This window comes from Plantibacter sp. Mn2098 (assembly GCF_049319745.1).
Taxonomy (GTDB): domain Bacteria; phylum Actinomycetota; class Actinomycetes; order Actinomycetales; family Microbacteriaceae; genus Plantibacter.
In genome coordinates, this window is the sequence record NZ_JBMOUH010000005.1 from 233,476 (window position 1) to 252,010 (window position 18,535).

The 18,535-nt window shown below is 69.2% G+C and carries 14 protein-coding genes; 7 read left to right on the top strand and 7 right to left on the bottom strand.

The annotated features are described in order from the left end of the window. Positions 1-95 precede the first annotated feature (95 nt). The 3 genes from ACL9RL_RS09890 to ACL9RL_RS09900 form a co-directional block, all read right to left on the bottom strand. Complete coding sequence (locus ACL9RL_RS09890; protein ID WP_422780073.1) at positions 96-1,913, bottom strand: ABC transporter ATP-binding protein; 1,818 nt, start codon at positions 1,911-1,913, stop codon at positions 96-98. Then, entirely contained in the window at positions 1,910-3,793 is a 1,884-nt protein-coding gene (locus tag ACL9RL_RS09895; RefSeq protein ID WP_422780074.1) for an ABC transporter ATP-binding protein, read from the bottom strand. The genes ACL9RL_RS09890 and ACL9RL_RS09895 overlap by 4 nt, the downstream gene beginning before the upstream one ends. Before the next feature lie 636 nt (positions 3,794-4,429). Continuing rightward, the gene (locus tag ACL9RL_RS09900) at positions 4,430-5,635 is read right to left on the bottom strand and encodes an FAD-dependent oxidoreductase (RefSeq protein ID WP_422780075.1); all 1,206 of its coding nucleotides are present in this window, start codon (positions 5,633-5,635) and stop codon (positions 4,430-4,432) included. A gap of 185 nt (positions 5,636-5,820) precedes the next feature. Between ACL9RL_RS09900 and ACL9RL_RS09905 the strand changes: the two genes are divergently transcribed. From ACL9RL_RS09905 to ACL9RL_RS09920, 4 genes are all read left to right on the top strand, one after another. Next, positions 5,821-6,447 (top strand): RNA polymerase sigma factor, encoded by a 627-nt coding sequence (locus ACL9RL_RS09905; RefSeq protein WP_422780076.1) that lies wholly within the window; start codon positions 5,821-5,823, stop codon positions 6,445-6,447. Beyond that, positions 6,444-7,310: a hypothetical protein gene (locus ACL9RL_RS09910; protein ID WP_422780077.1), complete on the top strand. Its 867-nt coding sequence runs from the start codon at positions 6,444-6,446 to the stop codon at positions 7,308-7,310. The genes ACL9RL_RS09905 and ACL9RL_RS09910 overlap by 4 nt, the downstream gene beginning before the upstream one ends. A 359-nt stretch (positions 7,311-7,669) precedes the next feature. Then, on the top strand, positions 7,670-9,211 hold the full coding sequence (locus tag ACL9RL_RS09915; RefSeq protein ID WP_422780078.1) for an arylsulfatase: 1,542 nt from the start codon (positions 7,670-7,672) through the stop codon (positions 9,209-9,211). Positions 9,212-9,226: 15 nt separating this feature from the next. Then, entirely contained in the window at positions 9,227-10,174 is a 948-nt protein-coding gene (locus ACL9RL_RS09920; protein ID WP_422780079.1) for a formylglycine-generating enzyme family protein, read from the top strand. Between the two features lie 92 nt (positions 10,175-10,266). Here ACL9RL_RS09920 and ACL9RL_RS09925 read toward each other — a convergent pair whose 3' ends face one another. Together ACL9RL_RS09925 and ACL9RL_RS09930 are read right to left on the bottom strand one after the other, a co-directional pair. After that, positions 10,267-11,040: a tyrosine-protein phosphatase gene (locus ACL9RL_RS09925; RefSeq protein ID WP_422780080.1), complete on the bottom strand. Its 774-nt coding sequence runs from the start codon at positions 11,038-11,040 to the stop codon at positions 10,267-10,269. Then, on the bottom strand, positions 11,037-12,365 hold the full coding sequence (locus ACL9RL_RS09930) for an MFS transporter (RefSeq protein WP_422780081.1): 1,329 nt from the start codon (positions 12,363-12,365) through the stop codon (positions 11,037-11,039). The genes ACL9RL_RS09925 and ACL9RL_RS09930 overlap by 4 nt, the downstream gene beginning before the upstream one ends. A 195-nt stretch (positions 12,366-12,560) precedes the next feature. Between ACL9RL_RS09930 and ACL9RL_RS09935 the strand changes: the two genes are divergently transcribed. After that, complete coding sequence (locus ACL9RL_RS09935; protein ID WP_422780082.1) at positions 12,561-14,357, top strand: glycoside hydrolase family 3 protein; 1,797 nt, start codon at positions 12,561-12,563, stop codon at positions 14,355-14,357. After that, positions 14,354-15,001 carry a TetR/AcrR family transcriptional regulator gene (locus ACL9RL_RS09940; protein WP_422780083.1) on the top strand — a complete coding sequence of 216 codons (648 nt, stop codon included), beginning with the start codon at positions 14,354-14,356 and terminating at the stop codon, positions 14,999-15,001. Before ACL9RL_RS09935 ends, ACL9RL_RS09940 begins: the two co-directional genes overlap by 4 nt. On the opposite strand, the gene ACL9RL_RS09945 is transcribed toward ACL9RL_RS09940, so the two are convergent. Beyond that, positions 14,983-16,068, bottom strand: a complete 1,086-nt coding sequence (locus ACL9RL_RS09945; protein ID WP_422780084.1) for a Gfo/Idh/MocA family protein — start codon at positions 16,066-16,068, stop codon at positions 14,983-14,985. The genes ACL9RL_RS09940 and ACL9RL_RS09945 overlap by 19 nt on opposite strands. Before the next feature lie 128 nt (positions 16,069-16,196). Between ACL9RL_RS09945 and ACL9RL_RS09950 the strand changes: the two genes are divergently transcribed. Then, positions 16,197-16,874: a class I SAM-dependent methyltransferase gene (locus ACL9RL_RS09950; protein ID WP_422780085.1), complete on the top strand. Its 678-nt coding sequence runs from the start codon at positions 16,197-16,199 to the stop codon at positions 16,872-16,874. A gap of 298 nt (positions 16,875-17,172) precedes the next feature. On the opposite strand, the gene ACL9RL_RS09955 is transcribed toward ACL9RL_RS09950, so the two are convergent. After that, positions 17,173-18,327 (bottom strand): LLM class flavin-dependent oxidoreductase, encoded by a 1,155-nt coding sequence (locus ACL9RL_RS09955; RefSeq protein WP_422780086.1) that lies wholly within the window; start codon positions 18,325-18,327, stop codon positions 17,173-17,175. Positions 18,328-18,535: the final 208 nt, after the last annotated feature.

Here is an 18,535-nt window from a genome sequence, read left to right on the forward strand (position 1 = left end):
AACGCTCCCCGAAAACAGCCGATGCCGGCACCCGTTCTGGGTGCCAGCATCGGCTTGCCGTCACCGGACGACGCGGTCGAGGGAGCGGGTGGAGATCACACCAGCGAGTTCTTCCACGCCGCGTGCATCTGCGCGAACCGTCCGGTCCCGCCGATGAGCGCAGCCGGCGTCCCGTCCTCGATGATCTTCCCGTGCTCCATCACGAGCACCCGGTCCGCGATGGCCACCGTGGACAGGCGGTGAGCGATGATGATGGCCGTCCGGTCCGCGAGAAGCGTCTGCAACGCGTCCTGCACGAGCCGCTCGCTCGGGATGTCGAGCGACGCCGTCGCCTCGTCGAGGATGAGCACAGTCGGGTCGGCGAGGAACGCCCGCGCGAACGAGAGCAGTTGGCGCTGTCCGGCGGAGACACGACCGCCCCGCTTGTTGACGTCCGTGTCGTACCCGTTCGGCAACGCCTCGATGAACGCGTCGGCTCCGACCGCACGCGCCGCCGCCTTGATCTCGTCGAGCGAGGCGTCCGGTCGACCGATCGCGATGTTGTCCGCCACCGTCCCGGAGAACAGGTACGCCTCCTGCGTCACCATCACGATGGCGCGGCGCAGGTCCTTCGGGTGCAGGTCCCGCAGATCGATGCCGTCGAGTTTCACGGCGCCTTCCGACGGGTCGTAGAACCGGCTGATGAGCTTCGCGAGCGTCGACTTGCCCGCACCGGTCGTCCCGACGAGCGCGATCGTCTGCCCTGCCGGGATGTCGAGCGTGAAGCTCGGCAGGATGACCTTCCCGTTCTGATACGCGAACGTCACGTCGTCGAACGCCAACTCGCCGCGCGAGGTCCACAGGTCGACGGGCTTCACGGGGTCAGGAACGCTCGGCTCCTCCTCCAGCACACCCGAGATCTTCTCGAGCGCTGCGGCGGCCGACTGGTAGGAGTTGTAGAACATCGCCATCTCCTCCATCGGATCGAAGAACCGACGCGTGTAGAGGAGCGCCGCGAGGAGCGCACCGATCGCGAGCTGCCCGTCGGCGACCCGGAAGCCGCCGACGAGGAGCACGACCGCGACCGACACGTTGCCGATCAGGATGAGCCCAGGATCGAAGACGCCGAACAGCTGGATGACACGCGCGTTGACGTCGCGGTAGTCCTCGACGAGACCGCCGAACTCCTTCTCGTTGCGCTTCTCCTTGCGGAACGCCTTCACGGCGCGGATGCCCGTCATCGACTCCACGAAGAAGACGATGAGCTTCGCCGACGCCACCCGCGAGTCGCGGAACAGCACCTGCGACCGCTTCTGGAACCAGCGGGTCAGGATGAACAACGGCACGAGCGACCCGAGCAAGACCAGCCCTGACACCCAGTCGACGAGCACCAGCGCGGCCGCCGTGAACGCCATGTAGAGGAACCCGGACACGAGCTGGTTGATGCCGGAGTCGAGCAGCTCCCGGATGGCGTCCAGGTCGCTCGTCTGACGGGAGATGATCCGGCCGGACGTGTAGTTCTCGTGGAAGTCGAGGCTCAGACGCTGCGTCTGCAGGAACACGCGCTTGCGCAGGTCGATCAGGATCGCCTGGCTGATGCGGGCCGCGAGGACCGTGTACCAGGCGATCAGGAGCGCCCCGACGGCGCCGCTCAGCAGGTAGGCGCCGACGATCAGGATCGCGGGCGTCCAGTCCATCCGGCCGATGATGGCCGGGAGCGCCTGGTCGATACCGAGCGCGATGAGGGCTGGACCCGCCACCTGCGCTGCGGTCGAGACGACGACGATGAGCATCGCGCCGACCACCCGCCACCGTAGCGGGTGCAGCAACGAGCCCAGGAGACGCAGGGAGCGCTTCCTGACCTGCTTGGATTCTTCGCGGCTGAGGTCGTTGCGTTCCTCACCCTCGACACCGGTCACCGATGCGATGGTCACAGGTTCACCTCCTGACGTGCTGCTTCGAGTTCTTCGTCCTCGAGACTCGAGATGACGTAGCGGTAGTGCTCGTTGTCCTGGAGCAATTGGGAATGGCGGCCGACCGCTGTGATGCGGCCGTCCTCGAGGAGCGCGACACGGTCCGCGAGCATCACCGTGCTCGGGCGGTGGGCCACGATGAGCGCCGTCGTGGATGCGAGCACCCGGCGCAGCGCTGCTTCCACGAGCGCCTCCGTGTCGACGTCGAGCGCCGACAACGGGTCGTCGAGCACCAGGATCGCCGGCCGGGCCGCGACGGCACGCGCGAGCGCGAGCCGCTGACGCTGCCCGCCCGAGAGGCTGAGCCCCTCCTCGCCGACCGTCGTGTCCGCGCCATCCGGCAGTTCGGCGACAAAGCCGGCCTGCGCGATGTCGAGCGCCTCCTGCAGCACCCGGTCCGCCTCAGGCGAATCGAGGTCCAGGTCGTCGCGCCCGAGCAGGACGTTCTGCTTGACGCTCGCGGAGAACAGGGTCGCATCCTCGAACGCCATCGCGATGTGACGACGCAGTTCCTCACGCGTGAGGTCGCGGATGTCGACGCCGTCGACCTTGATGCTGCCGCCCGTCACGTCGTAGAGACGGGTCGTGAGCGCGGTGAGCGTCGACTTGCCGGACCCCGTGAGCCCGACGAGCGCCATCGTCTCCCCCGGCTCCAGCCGCAGGTCGATGCCGTTGAGGATGTCCGGGTAACGCTCCGGTGAGTCCTGGTACCGGAAGTGGGCGCCCTCGAACACGAGCTCGCCCTTCGGGTCAGCGATCGTCTTCGGGTGCTCAGGATCGGTGATCGTGTTGACCGAGTCCATGACCTCGAAGTAGCGGTCCGTCGCGGTCCGCGTGTCGAACGTCATCGCGAGCAGGAAGCCGATCGACTCGATCGGGAAGCGCAGCACGGTCGCCGTCGCGAAGAACGCGAACAGCTGACCGACGGTGAGCTGATCGATCGATGCGAGCCACAACCCGGCGAGCAGACACAACGCGAACGCGATGTCCGGCAGCAGCACGAGCCACAGCCAGATGCCGGCGATCGCCTTCGCCTTCTCGATCTCGGTGCCGCGGAGGTCCTCGGCCTGCGAGGAGAAGTTCTTCAGCGCGTGCTTGCCACGGCCGAACGCCTTGAGGACGCGGATGCCGTGCACCGACTCCTCGACAGCCGTCGCGAGGTCGCCGGCCTGGTCCTGGCTGCGGCGGGCGATCACCGAATACTTGCCCTCGAACTTGAATCCGTAGATCCAGATCGGGATGGCGAGCGCGATGAAGATGAGCCCGAGCAGCCAGTTCCAGGTGAACAGGATGACGGCGCCGATCACGATCGTGACCCCGTTGACGATGAGCAGCACGAAGCCGAAGGAGATCCACCGGCGGATGAGGCCGAGGTCGCTCACGGCGCGCGAGAGCAGCTGTCCGCTCTGCCACTTGTCGTGGAAGTTGACGGGCAGGTCCTGCAGCTTCGCGAACAATGCGTTGCGCATGCTCGCTTCGATGCGCGTGCCGGGCGTCAGCACGAACCAGCGGCGCAGGGCGATCATGATCGCCTCGACGATGCCGAGCCCGAGGACGAGCAGCACGGCGGGCCACACCTGGTTCGCGTCGCCGGTGGAGAGCGGACCGTCCACGAGCGACTGCAGGATGAGCGGGATGCCGAGCGCGACGAGGCCAGCCGCGAGTGCAGCGCCCATACCGAGGTAGATGCGCGGCATCGCTGGCTTGGCGAACGGATAGATGCGCGCCAACGCTCGGAGCGTGTTGAGGCGCGGCTGTTCAGCTGCGTGTTCAGCTGCGTGTTCAGGAGGTTGTTGTGCGGCGGATTGGTCGGTACGGCGGTCGTCGCCGGTCGATGACATTGCGGATGATCCTCAGTGGGTGCGCGCGGACGTGCAGTCGTCCGGCTGGATGGGATGGAGATCGAGAGCTGGCGCGGGTGCGATGACCCGGCAGGACCGCGCGCAGGAGGCGCGGCGTGGATGGTCGGTTGCCGACGGCTGCGGGCGGACGGATCGGTGATCCGACGCTCCGGTGTCCTCCGGCGGCAGAGGCTACAGCGGCCTGGAGGCTACGGCGAGGCGTCGTCCGGCGACGAAGGCACGGAAGACTGGACCGCCGACGAAGCCACGAGCATACCCAGGGATATCCGCGGTGGGGGTCGTGTTCGACATGACGTTCCTCCTCATCCTGTTGGGTGGCTCCGATCCGGAGGTGCACAGGGAGCACACTGGGGATCGAGCCGCACGGGTCCGACGGGCGGAAGCGGGTGCAGCAGATCAGACTATGTGCTTGCGGATACGCGACGCAAGGCTTGTATGCATTCGAACGCAATATTTCTCCCGGCGGACCGCTCGTGGGGCGCGTATCCTCCCCTGACGCAGCGAGTCGCCGCGCGCGTCGCACGTCGCGAGAACAGGAGAACCGCGCGAGGGAAGGACGTTCCTCGCGGAAACGTCCTTCCCTCGCGCGGTTCTCCTTCCGCCAGGCGGCGCGTGCTACTCGGCGCCGGACGTCTGCGCCGGCGCTCCTCCCGGGCGCAGCTCGTCGAACCGGGCGAACTGCTCCAGCAGTCCGGCCGGCGAACCCGGGCTGAAGATGACGTCGAGGCTGGCGGCCGACTCCGCTGCGGACGCAGCAGAGCGTGGGAACAGCTCGCGCTCATACGCGGCGAGCGCCGTTTCGGTGTCGCCCGGGTGCTCGGCGATCGCGATGGCGAGCAGTGCGCCGTCGTACATCGCGAGGTTCGCCCCCTCCCCCGCGAACGGTGACATCACGTGCGCCGCATCGCCGAGCAGGGTCACGCCCGGCGTCCGCTCCCAGGTGTGGCCGATGGGCAGGGCATTGATCCGACGCGCCGTCAGCCCGGTGTCCGCGTTGGAGACGAAGCCGCGGAGGGCGTCGTCCCATCCGTCCAGGCGGTCGAGCATCGCACGCTTGGCGGCATCGTCGTCGGTGAAGTCGATCGTGTCGATCCAGTCCTCGTCCACCCGGAACCCGAGGTAGGCGTGCAGGCTGCCGTCGGTCTCGCGGTGGCCGAGGATCCCGGTGTCGTCGCGCAGCGCGAACAGCATGCCCGGGCCCATCGCGGCCGCTTCCGCTGGATGCCGCTCATCGGCGTCGAAGAGATCGGTCTCGACGAAGGAGATGCCGGTGTAGCTCGGGATGGCGTCGGACACGAGGCCGCGGACCCGTGACCACGCGCCGTCCGCGCCGATGAGCAGATCGGTCGTGATGATCTCGCCATCGGCGAATTCGACCTCGTGGCGCCCCTCGACACCACCGCCGCCATCGACGGCATCATCGACGGCGCGCACGGCGACGACCTTGCGCCCCCACTGGATCGTGCCCTCCGGGAGCGAGTCGATGAGCAGGTCGCGGAGCTGACCCCGCTCGACCTCCGGGCGGCCTCTGAGTCCGTCGTCGAGCTCTTCACGGAGCACCGTTCCTGTGTGGTCGAGGATGCGCATCGCCTCGCCGCCCTCGTGGATGATCGAGGTGAACTCCTCGACGAGTCCGGCCGCGGCGACGGCCACCTGGCCGTTGTCCTCGTGGATGTCGAGCATGCCGCCCTGGACGCGCGCCGCGCGGCTCGGTTCGAGTTCGAAGACGGTGGATGCGATGCCGCGCGTGTGCAGGACGCGGGCGGTCGTGAGGCCGCCGAGGCCGCCTCCGATGATGGCGATCGGGTGGTGCGTGGTCATGGTGACTCCTTCACGAGGGTGCTGCTGGTCGATGCCCCCACTCTAACGAACATGTTCGTCAGGAACATGATCGTCCATCGATCTCCCAGCAACACGACCGGCAACACGACCGCGACACGACCGGCGCGACGACGCGATCGGCAAGCCAGGTGTGACGATCACGGCCGGTCCGGACACTATTGAGCATGGGACACAACACCGATGAGGCCACCTGGGCGCGACTGCTCGGCGGGGACGCCCGGGCATTCGGCGAGGTCTGGGATCATCACCGGGACCGCGTCTTCCGGCATCTCATCCGCTCGGGGAGCGACATCCACGATGCCGAGGACCTCTCGGCCGTGACCTTCCTCGAACTCTGGCGACGACGCGGCTCGGTCCGCTTCGTCGACGGCTCACTCCTGCCCTGGCTCCTCGTCACGGCGCACAACGTGCACCGCAATCACCTCAGGGCGCGCCACCGGTACCGGAGATTCCTGGAGACGCTGCCTCCGCCCACGGCAGCTCCCGACCCGGCGACACTCCTGGAGGATGCGGACCCCGACCGCGATCGGCGGGTTCGAGCGGTGATGGCAGCGGCGCGCCCCGCGGACGCGCGACTTGTGGCGATGACGGCGCTCGAAGGGTTCACCGTCGCCGATGCGGCAGCGGCCATCGGGATCGGTGAATCGGCGGCGAAGATGCGCCTGTCGCGGCTGCGGAAGCGCCTCGCCGCGGCGAGCGCCGCCGCACCGGGAGGCGGCGTCGGGCGCACTCCTCCCACGGGCATCGATCCACCCTCGCGAACACGACTGACGGAAGGGAACGCCTCATGAACGCGTCATTCGATCCGAGGCGCTCCGACGCGATCCGCACGGGACTCATCGCGCACGCGGAACGCACGGCGCCTCGTCGACGCACCGGCTGGGCGATCGGACTCGTCCTCGTCGGCGCTATTGCGGGCGCCGGCGTCTCTGCCGGCGCGTTCGCAGCGACCGACTCCATCACCGCGTCGCCTCGGCCGGTACCTCCGTCCGGCCAACCGGAACCGGAGCTGGGCGACGCGGTCACGGCGCCTGCCGGCGTTGTGCCGGGGACCCCGATCATCTCGCTCCTCGGCGAGCCGACCGGCATCGGCTTCACCGGGCCGGTGGAGATCCCGCTCGGCGACCGTCCGCCTGAGGCGACGCACGCGCGCGTGATCGTCACGGCCCTCACCGCCGGGTCCCTCAGCTATGGCACGGATCCGAACGGAAACAACCCGCACGGCAGCTGGAGCGGCTCGGACATCGGCTCACCGAGCAGTGTGTCCTGGTTCGACTTCCCGCTGGACGCGACGACGACTTACTTCTTCTTCACCCCAGGATCAGGCTTCACCGGGACCGCGACACTGCAGTACGTCGCACACGTTCCGACCAGGCTGGGCGTCAACGGCGCCGGCCAGACGTTCGGCACCGCCGAGGGCGATCCGGACCTCGTCGCCGTGTCCGGCGTCGCCCCGGACGGGCAGCCGGTGCAGGGGTACGTCAACCGTGGCGAGCTGGATGCGACGAGCCCGGAGCATCCGGGGCGGCCGTCGAACCCGGCTGAGGCGCTCCGCTGGCAGGCTGAGCGGGAACTCGCCCATCCGGACGGCTGGGACATTCCCGTGTTCACGTCCGACGGGACGACGAGGATCGGCAGCTTCCACATCGGCTGAGTAGTGCTGCGGCGGCATGTCACCGCAGACTGCCGCCGCACAAGAAGCGCAAGCCGGGCGAACGAGCCGGGCCCCGCGCCGGGCAGACATGCCGCTGGGCGAACAGGGACCCGAACCCGTTCGCCCAGCATTGCAAGGACGACCGCGAGCCTACAGACCCCCGTCTGACCAACCCCATACTGGTGGCTCGCGGCGTCGTGGGATGAGTTTAACCCGAAATCGCCCAGAAGTCAGTAGTGCGACCGATTTCCGTCATACTCACCCGGAACAGGCGAAGTGCAGCAGACCCCGGCGATGCAGGATCGTCACCTGAGGGCGCCAGAGCTGTCGGCGCCATGGTCAAGGCGAAGGAGGCACTCGTGCCCGGTGGAAAGCCCAACATCCTGGTCATCTGGGGCGATGACATCGGCATCACCAACCTGAGCTGTTACAGCGACGGACTGATGGGGTACCACACCCCCAACATCGACCGCATCGCCGACGAAGGCATGCGGTTCACCGATTCGTACGGCGAACAGAGCTGCACCGCCGGCCGCTCGTCCTTCATCACCGGGCAGAGCGTCTTCCGCACGGGCCTCAGCAAGGTGGGGATCGCAGGCGCCGACCTCGGCCTCCGCGCAGAGGACCCGACCATCGCCGAACTCCTGAAGCCGCACGGCTACGCGACGGGCCAGTTCGGCAAGAACCACCTCGGCGACAAGAACGAGTTCCTCCCGACCGTGCACGGCTTCGACGAGTTCTTCGGCAACCTCTATCACTTGAACGCGGAAGAGGAGCCGGAAGCCGCCAACTGGCCCTCCGTCGAGGACTTCCCCGGCTTCAACGACCGCGCCAGGCCGCGCGGGGTGATCCACTCCTGGGCGACCGACGTCGACGACGACACCGTCGACGGCCGCTACGGACCGCGCGGCAAGCAGCGGATCGAGGACACGGGAGCACTCACCCGCAAGCGGATGGAGACGATCGACGAGGTGTTCGCCGATGCCGCGAAGGACTTCATCGGGCGAGCTGCTGCTTCCGAGACCCCGTTCTTCGTCTGGGTCAACACGACCCACATGCACTTCCGCACGCATCCGAAACCGGAGAGCGTCGGACAGGCCGGGCGCTGGCAGTCGGAGTACCACGACACGATGATCGACCACGATCTCGTCGTCGGCGGCCTCCTCGATCAGCTCGACGAGCTCGGGATCGCCGAGGACACGATCGTGATCTACTCCACCGACAACGGCCCGCACATGAACACGTGGCCGGACGGCGGCATGACCCCGTTCCGCAGCGAGAAGAACACCAACTGGGAGGGCGCATTCCGCATCCCGGAGGTCATCCGCTGGCCGGGGCACATCCCGGCGGGCGTGGTGTCGAACGAGATCGTCCAGCACCACGACTGGCTGCCGACCTTCCTCGCGGCGGCCGGCGATCTCGACACGGTCGAGGACCTGAAAGCCGGGAAGACCATCGGCGACACCAGCTACAAGGTCCACATCGACGGCTACAACCTGCTGCCGTACCTCACGGGCGAGGAGGAGCACAGTCCGCGCAAGGGACTCGTGTACTTCTCCGACGACGGCGACGTGCTGGCCCTCCGGTTCGACAACTGGAAGGTCGTGTTTATGGAGCAACGCGTCCAGGGCACGCTGCAAGTGTGGATGGAACCGTTCGTCGAGTTGCGCGTGCCGAAGCTGTTCAACCTCCGCACGGACCCGTTCGAGCGGGCCGACCAGACGTCGAACACCTACTTCGACTGGATCTTCGACAACGACTACCTGATCTTCGCTGCGACCTCGCTCGTCGCGCAGTTCCTGGCGACGTTCGAGGAGTTCCCGCCGCGGCAGAAGGCGGCGACGTTCAGCATCGATCAGGCCGTCGCGAAGCTGCAGGCGTTCCTGGCCGGGGGCGACTGATTGGGCGGGAGTGTGGTGGACACGGTCGCCTCTCCGGCGGGTTCACCACGCCCGCGCGCCGACCTCGATCTCGTCCAGATCGACGGCGGGGGCTTCACGATGGGCTCCGATGTGCACAACGAGGAGGAGGCGCCGGCCCACCGGGTGCTCGTGGCCGGGTTCCGGATCAGTCGCACGACGGTCACCAACCGGGAGTTCGCCGCGTTCGTGCGGGCGACGGGGTACCGGACCGTCGCCGAGCGCCCACTCGACCCGGCCGACTTCCCCGGAGCTCCCGCGGAGAACCTCCTGCCCGGCTCCCTGGTCTTCACGGGGACCCCTGGGCCTGTCGACCTGCGGCATCTCAGCCAGTGGTGGGCGTGGACGCCCGGCGCGAACTGGCGTCGGCCGTTCGGCCCAGGCTCCTCGGTCGGCGCCCTCGCGGAGCATCCGGTCGTGCACATCGCCGCCGAGGACGCCGAGACGTACGCGGCGTGGGCCGGCGCGCGCCTGCCGACCGAGGCGGAGTGGGAGTACGCGGCGCGCGGCGGGATCGATGGCGCGCCGTTCACGTGGGGCGATGCGCCCGAGTCGCCGGGCACCGCCCTCGCCAACTACTGGCACGGCGACTTCCCGTGGCGTGCGCTGCCCGGCTACGGCACGACGACGCCGGTCGGATCGTTCCCGGCCAACGGCTACGGCCTGTCCGACATGGCCGGGAACGTCTGGGAGTGGACGTCCGACTGGTACAGCGGCCATGAAGCGGTCCACGAGTGCTGCGCCCCCGCGATCCCGTCCGGCGGGACCAGGGAGGGCAGCATCGATCCGTCCGAGGCGTTCGCCGTTCCGCGGAAGGTCGTCAAGGGCGGCTCGTTCCTCTGCGCGGACAGCTACTGCCAGCGTTACCGGCCGGCTGCACGACGCGCGCAGATGATCGACACCGGGATGAGTCACCTCGGGTTCCGGGTGGCAGCCGATGCCTGACGGCAGCCACCCGGAGACCGCCGACTGATCGGCCGCCACCTCAGACCGGGACGTCAGACGGTGACATCAGACCGGGACCTCAGCCAGCGACCTCAAACGCTGACGGGTCGCTCGACGAGACGCTCGGCGAGCAGGCCCAACTGATCCTCGGTCACCCCGTGCGCACGCAGGTATGCCGCCGCACCGCCGTAGTGCTCGTCGAGATGCAGGAGGGTCCGAGCCATCGTCTCCGCGGGGCTCGCGGTCACGAGGGTCACGATGTCGGGTGTCGGCTCGACCCCGGAGGCGCGGATCCCCGCGAGCATCTGATCCGCCCAGGCACCGGCGAGGTTGTCGGCACTCCGCGCGTAGTCGGCGACGATGGCGGCCCGGTCGACGCCGACGGCATCGAGCAGGACGGCCGTCGCGACCCCGGTCCGGTCCTTGCCCGCCGTGCAGTGGATGACGATCGCCGCGCCTGCGACGTGCGGATCCGCGACGACGTTCGCGATGTCGGCGAGGGCCGGCCCGGCGTCCCTGAGGATGGTGCGGTACAGCTCGTCGAGCGTCGGCAGGGAGGCGATCGACGTCCCGACCGCGCCGGCTGCGAGGTCGTGCCTGACGACCAGGAGCGTCTCGTCGATCGCGTTCGGCATCGCGAGCGCTTCAGCATCGCTGCGGAGGTCGACGACCGTTGCCACACCGAGGGCTGCGAGCGAAGCCCGCCCGGCGTCATCGAGCCGGTGCAACGCGTCAGAGCGGTACAGCACACCGCTCCTCGTGGACCCGCCGTCACTCGTCGGCAGTCCGCCGATGTCGCGGAAGTTGGCGGTTCCGGCGAGGCCGATGCCGATGCCGATGCCGATGCCGATGCCTGCCGCGCTCATGCCGACACGTCCTGGTTGGCCCGCGCAGGCCGGGAACCCTCGGCAGCGGCGGATGGGGCAGAACGCTTCAGCACGGGACGCAACCACGGAACGGTCGCGAGCGACGCGAGGACGAGCACCGCGGCCACGACGTACAGCGCCGCATAGTTCTTCTCACCGCCGGCGATGGGGTCCGTGCCGCCGATCATGATGACGAACGGGGCGGCGACGGGCGCGAGGGACTGCGGCAGCGTCTTCGCGATGTTGAACACGCCCAGGTATCGTCCAGCGTCCCGTTCCGGGATGGTGCGGAGGGCGATCGCGAGGTCGACGGCGTAGTAGCAGCCCAGGGCGAATCCACCGAGCGCCGTGCTGATCCAGAAGATCAGCAGGCTGTCCGTGAACGCCTTCATCAGCAGGCTCACGGCGAGCAGGACGGCCGAACCGACGAGGAAGGGCATGAAGTTGCCCTTCCTGGCCGCGAGGTAGCCGCCGCCGAACGCCGCGATGAAGTTGAGCGCCGCGCCGACGAGTGTCGAGAGCGTCACGAGCGGTGCCGCGTGCTGCGCCGTCATCCCGAGCCGGAGCATGAGGTAGAACAGGCCGAAGGTGCCGACGATCGTGTACCCGAACTGCATCGCGAACCGCTGCAGCCAGGCGAGACTGAAGAGCGGATGTGCGAACGGGTTGACCACCATGGACGCCGCCACCTGCCGCAGCCGGATCGGCGCACTGTCCGCGCGGGAGATCGGGGCGTCCGGGATCGAGGCGCAGACGATGAACGTCACCACAACGGCGATGACCGGCATCGTGAGCATCAGGAGGGTCAGGTTGCCGGCGAAGAGCGTTGCGAGGGCGAGCGCCGGGACGAGCCCGAGGAACCCGAACGCGCCGAACAGTCCGGAGGCCTTCGCGCGCTGCTCGTCCGGGATCTGGTCGGCGAGCAGGCCGCTGAGCGACGCGGTCGTCGCGTTGTAGCCGATCTGCGCGATGGCCCAGGCGATCACGAGGACCGGCAGCGTCGGGGCTGCTGCCGCGAGGATCGACCCGCCGAGGCCGATGAGCGTGCCGACGACGATCCACGGGCGGCGACGGCCGAATCGGCTGGTGGTCCGGTCGGAGAGGTGGCCGAACACGGGATTTGAGATGAGCGCGGCGACGGCGCCGACGGCCGTCACGACGGCGAGCGCCGACTCCTTGCCCGCCTCGGGGACGAGGTCGAGGACCCGGAGCGAGAGGGCGACGACGAGCGGTGTGGCGAGGGAGCCGAGGGTGACGAGTTCGAGCAGCGAGAACGCGAGGATGCGTCTCGTCGGCACGGGGGGACGTGCGCTCTGAGCGGTCATGATGATCCTTCCGGGGTGCGCGATGGGCGCTCTGGGTGTGAGACGGGGGTCTGACTGGCACAGTGGAGCACCTCAAAACGACGCCACGGAAAATACCTAGTGACCACTAGGTAAATTCATCCGATGGGGCTGTTCACGCTCCGTACGCTGGCACTGTCGGCAGTTCCGGCCGACACGTCCGCTCCGAGGAGAACCATGCCAAGCCCCCGCGTCACGACCATCGCGAACTCGATGACCCTGTCGGAGAAGGCGGCAGCGCTGTGCTGCGCCCGCACCGTCGCGAACGATGACGGCTCGCCCTGGGAGGGCACCTCGGCCGAGTCCCCGTTCGGATTCGTCCCCGCCACGGAACTGCTCGTCGAACGCGGGATCAGCTCCGTCCTCCTGATGAACGCGCCACCGGCCGAAGCCGTCGCCACCTGGCACAACGCGGTGCAGGCGCTCGGCCGCCGGACGCGCCTCGCCCTCCCGGTCCAGGTCGCATCAGATCCGCGTCACGGCCGCAGCTTCAACGTGCAGACGAACCTCACCGGGTCGGGGTTCAGCCGGTTCCCAGAACCCGTCGGCTTCGCGGCGGCCTTCGACCCCGACCTCGTCGAGGAGTCGGCGCGCGTGATGGCCAGGGAGCTGCGCGCCTGCGGCATCAGCGTCGCCGTGCACCCCATGGCCGATCTCGCGACCGACGCCAGGTGGGCGCGCATCGCCGGCACCTTCGGTGAAGACCCCGATCACGCCGGTGCGACCGCTGCGGCCTGGGTGCGCGGGCTGCAGGGCGGGACGGTCGGATCCCACAGCGTCGCGGCGACGGTCAAGCACTTCCCGGGCGGCGGCCCGCAGCGAGGCGGGGAGGACTCGCACTTCGCGGAGGGCGCGCACACGGTCTACCCTGGCGGGCGGTTCGAAACGCACCTCGCGCCGTTCACCGCTGCCCTCGCAGCCGGAGCGCTCCGGGTCATGCCGGGCTATGCGGCGCCGCTCGGCACCGGGCACGACGCGGTCGGGTTCGCCTTCGCACGCTCGATCATCACCGATCTGCTGCGCGATCGCCTGGGCTTCGACGGTGTCGTCATGACCGATTTCAACGTCGTGACCGGGATGACGCTGCCGCGCCTCGGCATCGAGCTGCCCGTCCGCGCCTGGGGCCTCGAACTCACAACACCCGTCGAACGCGTCGGGCTGCTCTTCGCCGCCGGCGTCGACCAGCTGGGCGGAGAGGACGACCCTGGGCTCATCGTCGACGCGGTTGAGGCCGGGCTCGTCACGGAGGAACGACTCACCGAGTCCGTGATCCGCGTCCTGCACGACCGCGAGCTGCTCGGACTCCTCGACGACGCCGAGGTCGACCCGGCGCGTGCCGCCGTGATCGGCCTCGACCGCGAACACGTCGATGTCGCACTGCGCGCCCAGCGGGCCTCCGTCGTCGCGCTGACCGGCGAGCGCGCCCCGGGCACCCGCGACATGCGCGTGTGGGCGGGGGGCGTCGATGCCGCAGTGCTCGCCGGGTACGCGAGCATCGCGCCGTCTCCCGCAGAGGCCGATCTCGCGATCGTCCGCCTCGCCGCACCGTTCACCCGACGGGAGGGGCTCCTCGAACAGGCGTTCCACGGCGGCACGCTCGAATTCCCGGAGGCGGAGATCGTCCGGCTGCAGCAGCTGTGCGCGATGGTGCCGACGGTCGTCGACGTGTTCCTCGAACGCCCGGTCGCCCTGCCGGAGATCGCCGATGCCGCGCACGCGCTGCTCGGCACGTTCGGCGTCGACGACGAGGTGCTGCTCGACGCCGTGTTCGGCAGGTCCGCGGTGACCGGCCGACTACCGTTCGACCTGCCGAGATCGACCGACGCCGTCGCGCGCTCCCGCGAGGACGTCCCGTTCGACACCGAGGATCCCGTCTTCCGATTCGGCGACGGACGCACCTGGGCGGCGGGCGGCGGAACGCCCGTCACAGCGGCCGCACCACAACCCGCGTCGAGGATCGGAGCCGACCGATGACGGCACGACCGGTCAAGCGGCAGCCGCGCGGGGAGGACCGCCAGGAGCGCATCATCGCCGTGGCCGTCCGCCACTTCGCCACCTACGGCTACACGCGCACCTCCATCGCGCGGATCGCCGCCGACGCCGGGGTCAGCGATGCAGGCGTGCTGCACCACTTCGGGACGAAGTCGGGGCTCTTCACGGCCGTGATCGAACGCCGCGAGTCCGCGTACACCGCCCAACACCTCCTGGAGGCCACGAGCGTCCGCGACCTGTTCGACCGGATCATCGCCGGTGCAGCCGCCGCCGCGGCGGATCCGGCGTTCCTCCGCTTCCGCGCGGTCTTGAGCGGTGAGGCGCTCCTCGACGGCAATCCGGCCTCAGGGCATCTCCGGGATGTGCTCGCGACATCGCTCGAAGCGCTCACGCCGATCGTCACGGCCGGCATCGACTCGGGCGAGGTCCTGCCGGACACCGAGCCGCGGCAGCTCGTCCTGGAACTGCTCGCGCTGAACGAGGGCATCCGGGATCAGGCGGTGACGATGCCGGACGACATCGCGTACATCGAGGTGTTCACCCGCGCGCTCGACCGGCTCTACCGGGCGATCGCGGTGGCACCGGCGCAGCCAGGCGCGGCGACGCCTCAGCCGGCCCAGGCCTGACGCGTCGTCCGGACCGGCTCCCCCGTCTCCACCGCGCGCCGGACCATCAGCTGCAGGTACTGGTCCTGTGCCGCGTCGGCGAGGCTCGAGAACGCAGGTCCGCCCTCGACGTGCTTCTGCATCCCGACGAGGCAGGATGCGATGGCGATCTCGTCGTCGGCGAGCCGTGCCGGCGCGAACTCGTTCTGGTAGACCCAGCGCCCGCCTGCGCGCAGCCCGCGGAGGAAGTAGCCCTCCAGGTTCGACCCCTGCCCGGTGCTCACCCGCTCGATGTCGTACCCGACCGGTGTGCGGAAGTCCTCCAGGTAGTCCACGCGCCCGCCGACGATCTCGCCACGCGTCCCGCGCACGAGCACCCGCGGTGCCCTGATCCAGGACCGGTACTGCTCCTCGGTGAAGTCGTAGACGCCGAGGCGGTCGCCGAAGTCGAGCCGCGCGATGACCTGCTCGGACCGGATGACCTGCTCCTTGGGCCCCAGCCCGTCCCGCCCGGGTCCGAGCACGATGGGTGAGGAGAACGAAGCGGCCGTGATCGTGGCGTCCTCGAAGCCGATGCCGAGGAATCGGCGGATCAGGTTGATGCCGTGGTAGTCGTGTGCAACCGAGACCTGCGCCTGGCTGACGTCGCCGAGGACGCCGGAGCCGGCGATGTCGATCTGCGTGCGCAGCATCGGCTGCAGGTGGTACTGCTCCGCGACCTGGATGATCGCACCGTCGTCGACGAGCCGGCTGAGCGAGCCGAGCGTCCGGACATCGTCCGCCGGCGGCGTCTCCGTCAGCACCGGGAGACCGCGGGAGACGACATCGCGGATGACACCGGGAGCGGCCTCTCGTGGGACGGACACCACCACGAACGACGGCGTGTGCCCGGCGATCAGCTCGTCGAGCGTCGCGAACGTGCGCACCCCGAACCTGGCGGTGAGGTCGGCCCTCGCCTCAGCGCGTCGGGAGACCACGCCGCTGACCGAGAACCGCTCGGGCAATGCCGCCGCGATGCGGAGGAAGAACTCCGTCCGCCACCCGGAGCCGATGATGCCGAACACGATCTGCGCGCGTGAATCTGCCATACCGGCACCCTAACGCGGATGCGGCCGCGCATCGGACGAGGCCTCCGCACTGGGCCGACTTGCCGTTTCAGCAACGGCGCTTGGTGCCGGGCGACGCACACGGCACCATCGGACAAGGAGGTTCCACCATGCCGCACGACCAGACCCACGACCCCGAGCCCACCTTCGACCGCGACTACTGGGAGCAGCGCTACGGCGCGCCTGGGCTCACCTGGAGCGGCGACCCGAACGCGGTGCTCGTCACCGAGGCGACGCCCCTGACCCCTGGACGGGCGCTCGACATCGGCAGCGGCGAGGGCGGCGATGCGCTCTGGCTCGCGAAGCGGAAATGGCTCGTCACCGGGGTCGACATCTCCTCGAATGCGCTCGCGAAGGCCCGCGCGCGCTGTGAAGCCGTCGACGACGTCGCCGCAGCCCGCATCCGGTGGGAGCAGCACGACCTCACCGAGTGGCAGCCGGCTGCACGCTCCTACGACCTGGTCTCCTCGCACTTCATGCACCTCGCGGAGCCTGCTCGGACGACGCTCTTCCGGTCGCTCGCGGCGGCGGTCGCGCCGGGCGGGACGCTGCTCATCGTGGGGCACGACGTGTCAGAATCCGACGACGAGTCGCATCGCGGCCACCTCGAGGCGCTCATGTTCGGTATCGAGGATGTGCTGGGCGCGATCGACGGCGAGGGCCTGCGTGTGGAGGTCGCCGAGTCCCGCATCCGGACCGCGCGCGTCACGCCCGGCGCTGACGCAGAGCATCACCACGATGCCGCCGCCCCGATGCGTGACATCATCGTCCGAGCAACGCGCGCCTGACGCTGCACGCCTGACCCCGCGAGCCGGCCGCTGCACGAGGGAGGGAGAACCGCCTGGGAGAAGGACGGATCGCGCGGCGGAGGCCTTCTGTCGCGCGGTTCTCCTGCTCCCAGGCGATGCACGGACGCAGCTTCCGGACCGGGCTACTGCTCGCCAACCACAACACGGTCATGGCGATGCTGCTCATCGTGTTCGGCGTCCTCGTCATCGGCAACGGCATCGCCAGCTTCTGAACTTCTGAGCGTCAGGGCGTCAGGGCGTCACGCCGTCACAGCGCCAACCGCACCGACGTCGCGGCTCAGCCCTCTGCGCCGCCCCAGACCTCGGCGAGCAACCGATACGACTCGATGCGGTCCGCGAGCGAGTGCGCCGACGTCGTGACGACGAGTTCATCGGCGCCCGTCGCATCGACGATCGCACGCAGCCGGGCCGCGACGGTCTGCGGGGATCCGACGATGCGCGACGCAACCCGGTCGGACACGATCGCACGCTCCTCGTCGGTGAGCGGTGCGGCGAGCGCCTCCTCCGGGCTCGGGTACGGTCCGGCCGCGTAGTCGCGGCGGGACTGCAGGAGCCAGTGTCCGAAGGGTGCTGCGCGGCGCTCGGCTTCCGCATCGGTCTCGGCGACGAGCACGTCGACGGACACCACGACGTAGGGCGCCTGCAGCTGCGCTGACGGCACGAATGCCTCGCGGTACGCGGCGACCGTGGCCAGCAGGCTGTACGGGATGTTGTGGTAATTCGCTCCGAACCGTTGACCGCGGCTGCCGGCGACGGTCGCGCTGATCCCGGGCGAGCTGCCGTGGACCCACAGGTCGACGTCCGCTCCGTGCGCAGGCACGGCGTACACGGGCGACCCGTCGCCTGACGGATAGGAGCCGTCGAGGAACGCGAGCACGTCGCGGACCTGCTCGTCGAAATCCGCCGGCGCGCCGGGCGTGCGGGACAGCAGCCGGTCGTTCAGGCCGGCACGGTGGTCGTTGAACACGCTCCGCGTCGGAGCTGGCAGCACAACGCCCTGCTCCTCACGGTTCGGGCCGACGGGCCCAGGCGCCAGCTCGCCGGCGAGGAGCCGTCGCGTCGTCTCCCGGGCGCCGGCACGCTGCTCTACCGTCGGGCCACCCCGTCCGATGCCGAGGTCGAAACCTCGTCCACCGAGTGCCGCGATGGTCCCGGCGATCTCCGCGACCTGCAGCGGTGAGTAATTGTCGATGACGAGGACGGCGGTCCCCACCCGGATCTGCTTCGTCTCGCGCGCGATGATCGGCCCGAGCAGGTATCCGGCCGCACCGGCGCCACCGGGGAACAGGTGGTGCTCGGCGGTCCAGAACCGTCGGTAGCCGAGCGCATCGGCCTCGCGGGCGAGCTCGATGCTCGACTGCAGGGAGGAGGCGGCGTCCGTGCCGCTCGAAATCAGGACCAGGTCCAGAACGGACAGCGGGACAGCGCTCATCGCACCTCAACAATCTTTCCCTCCCAGGCTCGCAGCAACCCACAGGTGATGCGAAACCGTTCGTCATAAAACGACTCGGCACGCAATCAGGATCGCCCGCATGACCACCACCGCCTCCGAAACCGCTGTGAACGCGCGATCGGAACGACGCGAAACGTAACAGTCGGGCGGAGGGTCCCGGTTCTCTGCTTGTCTGAATCTTCTGCGG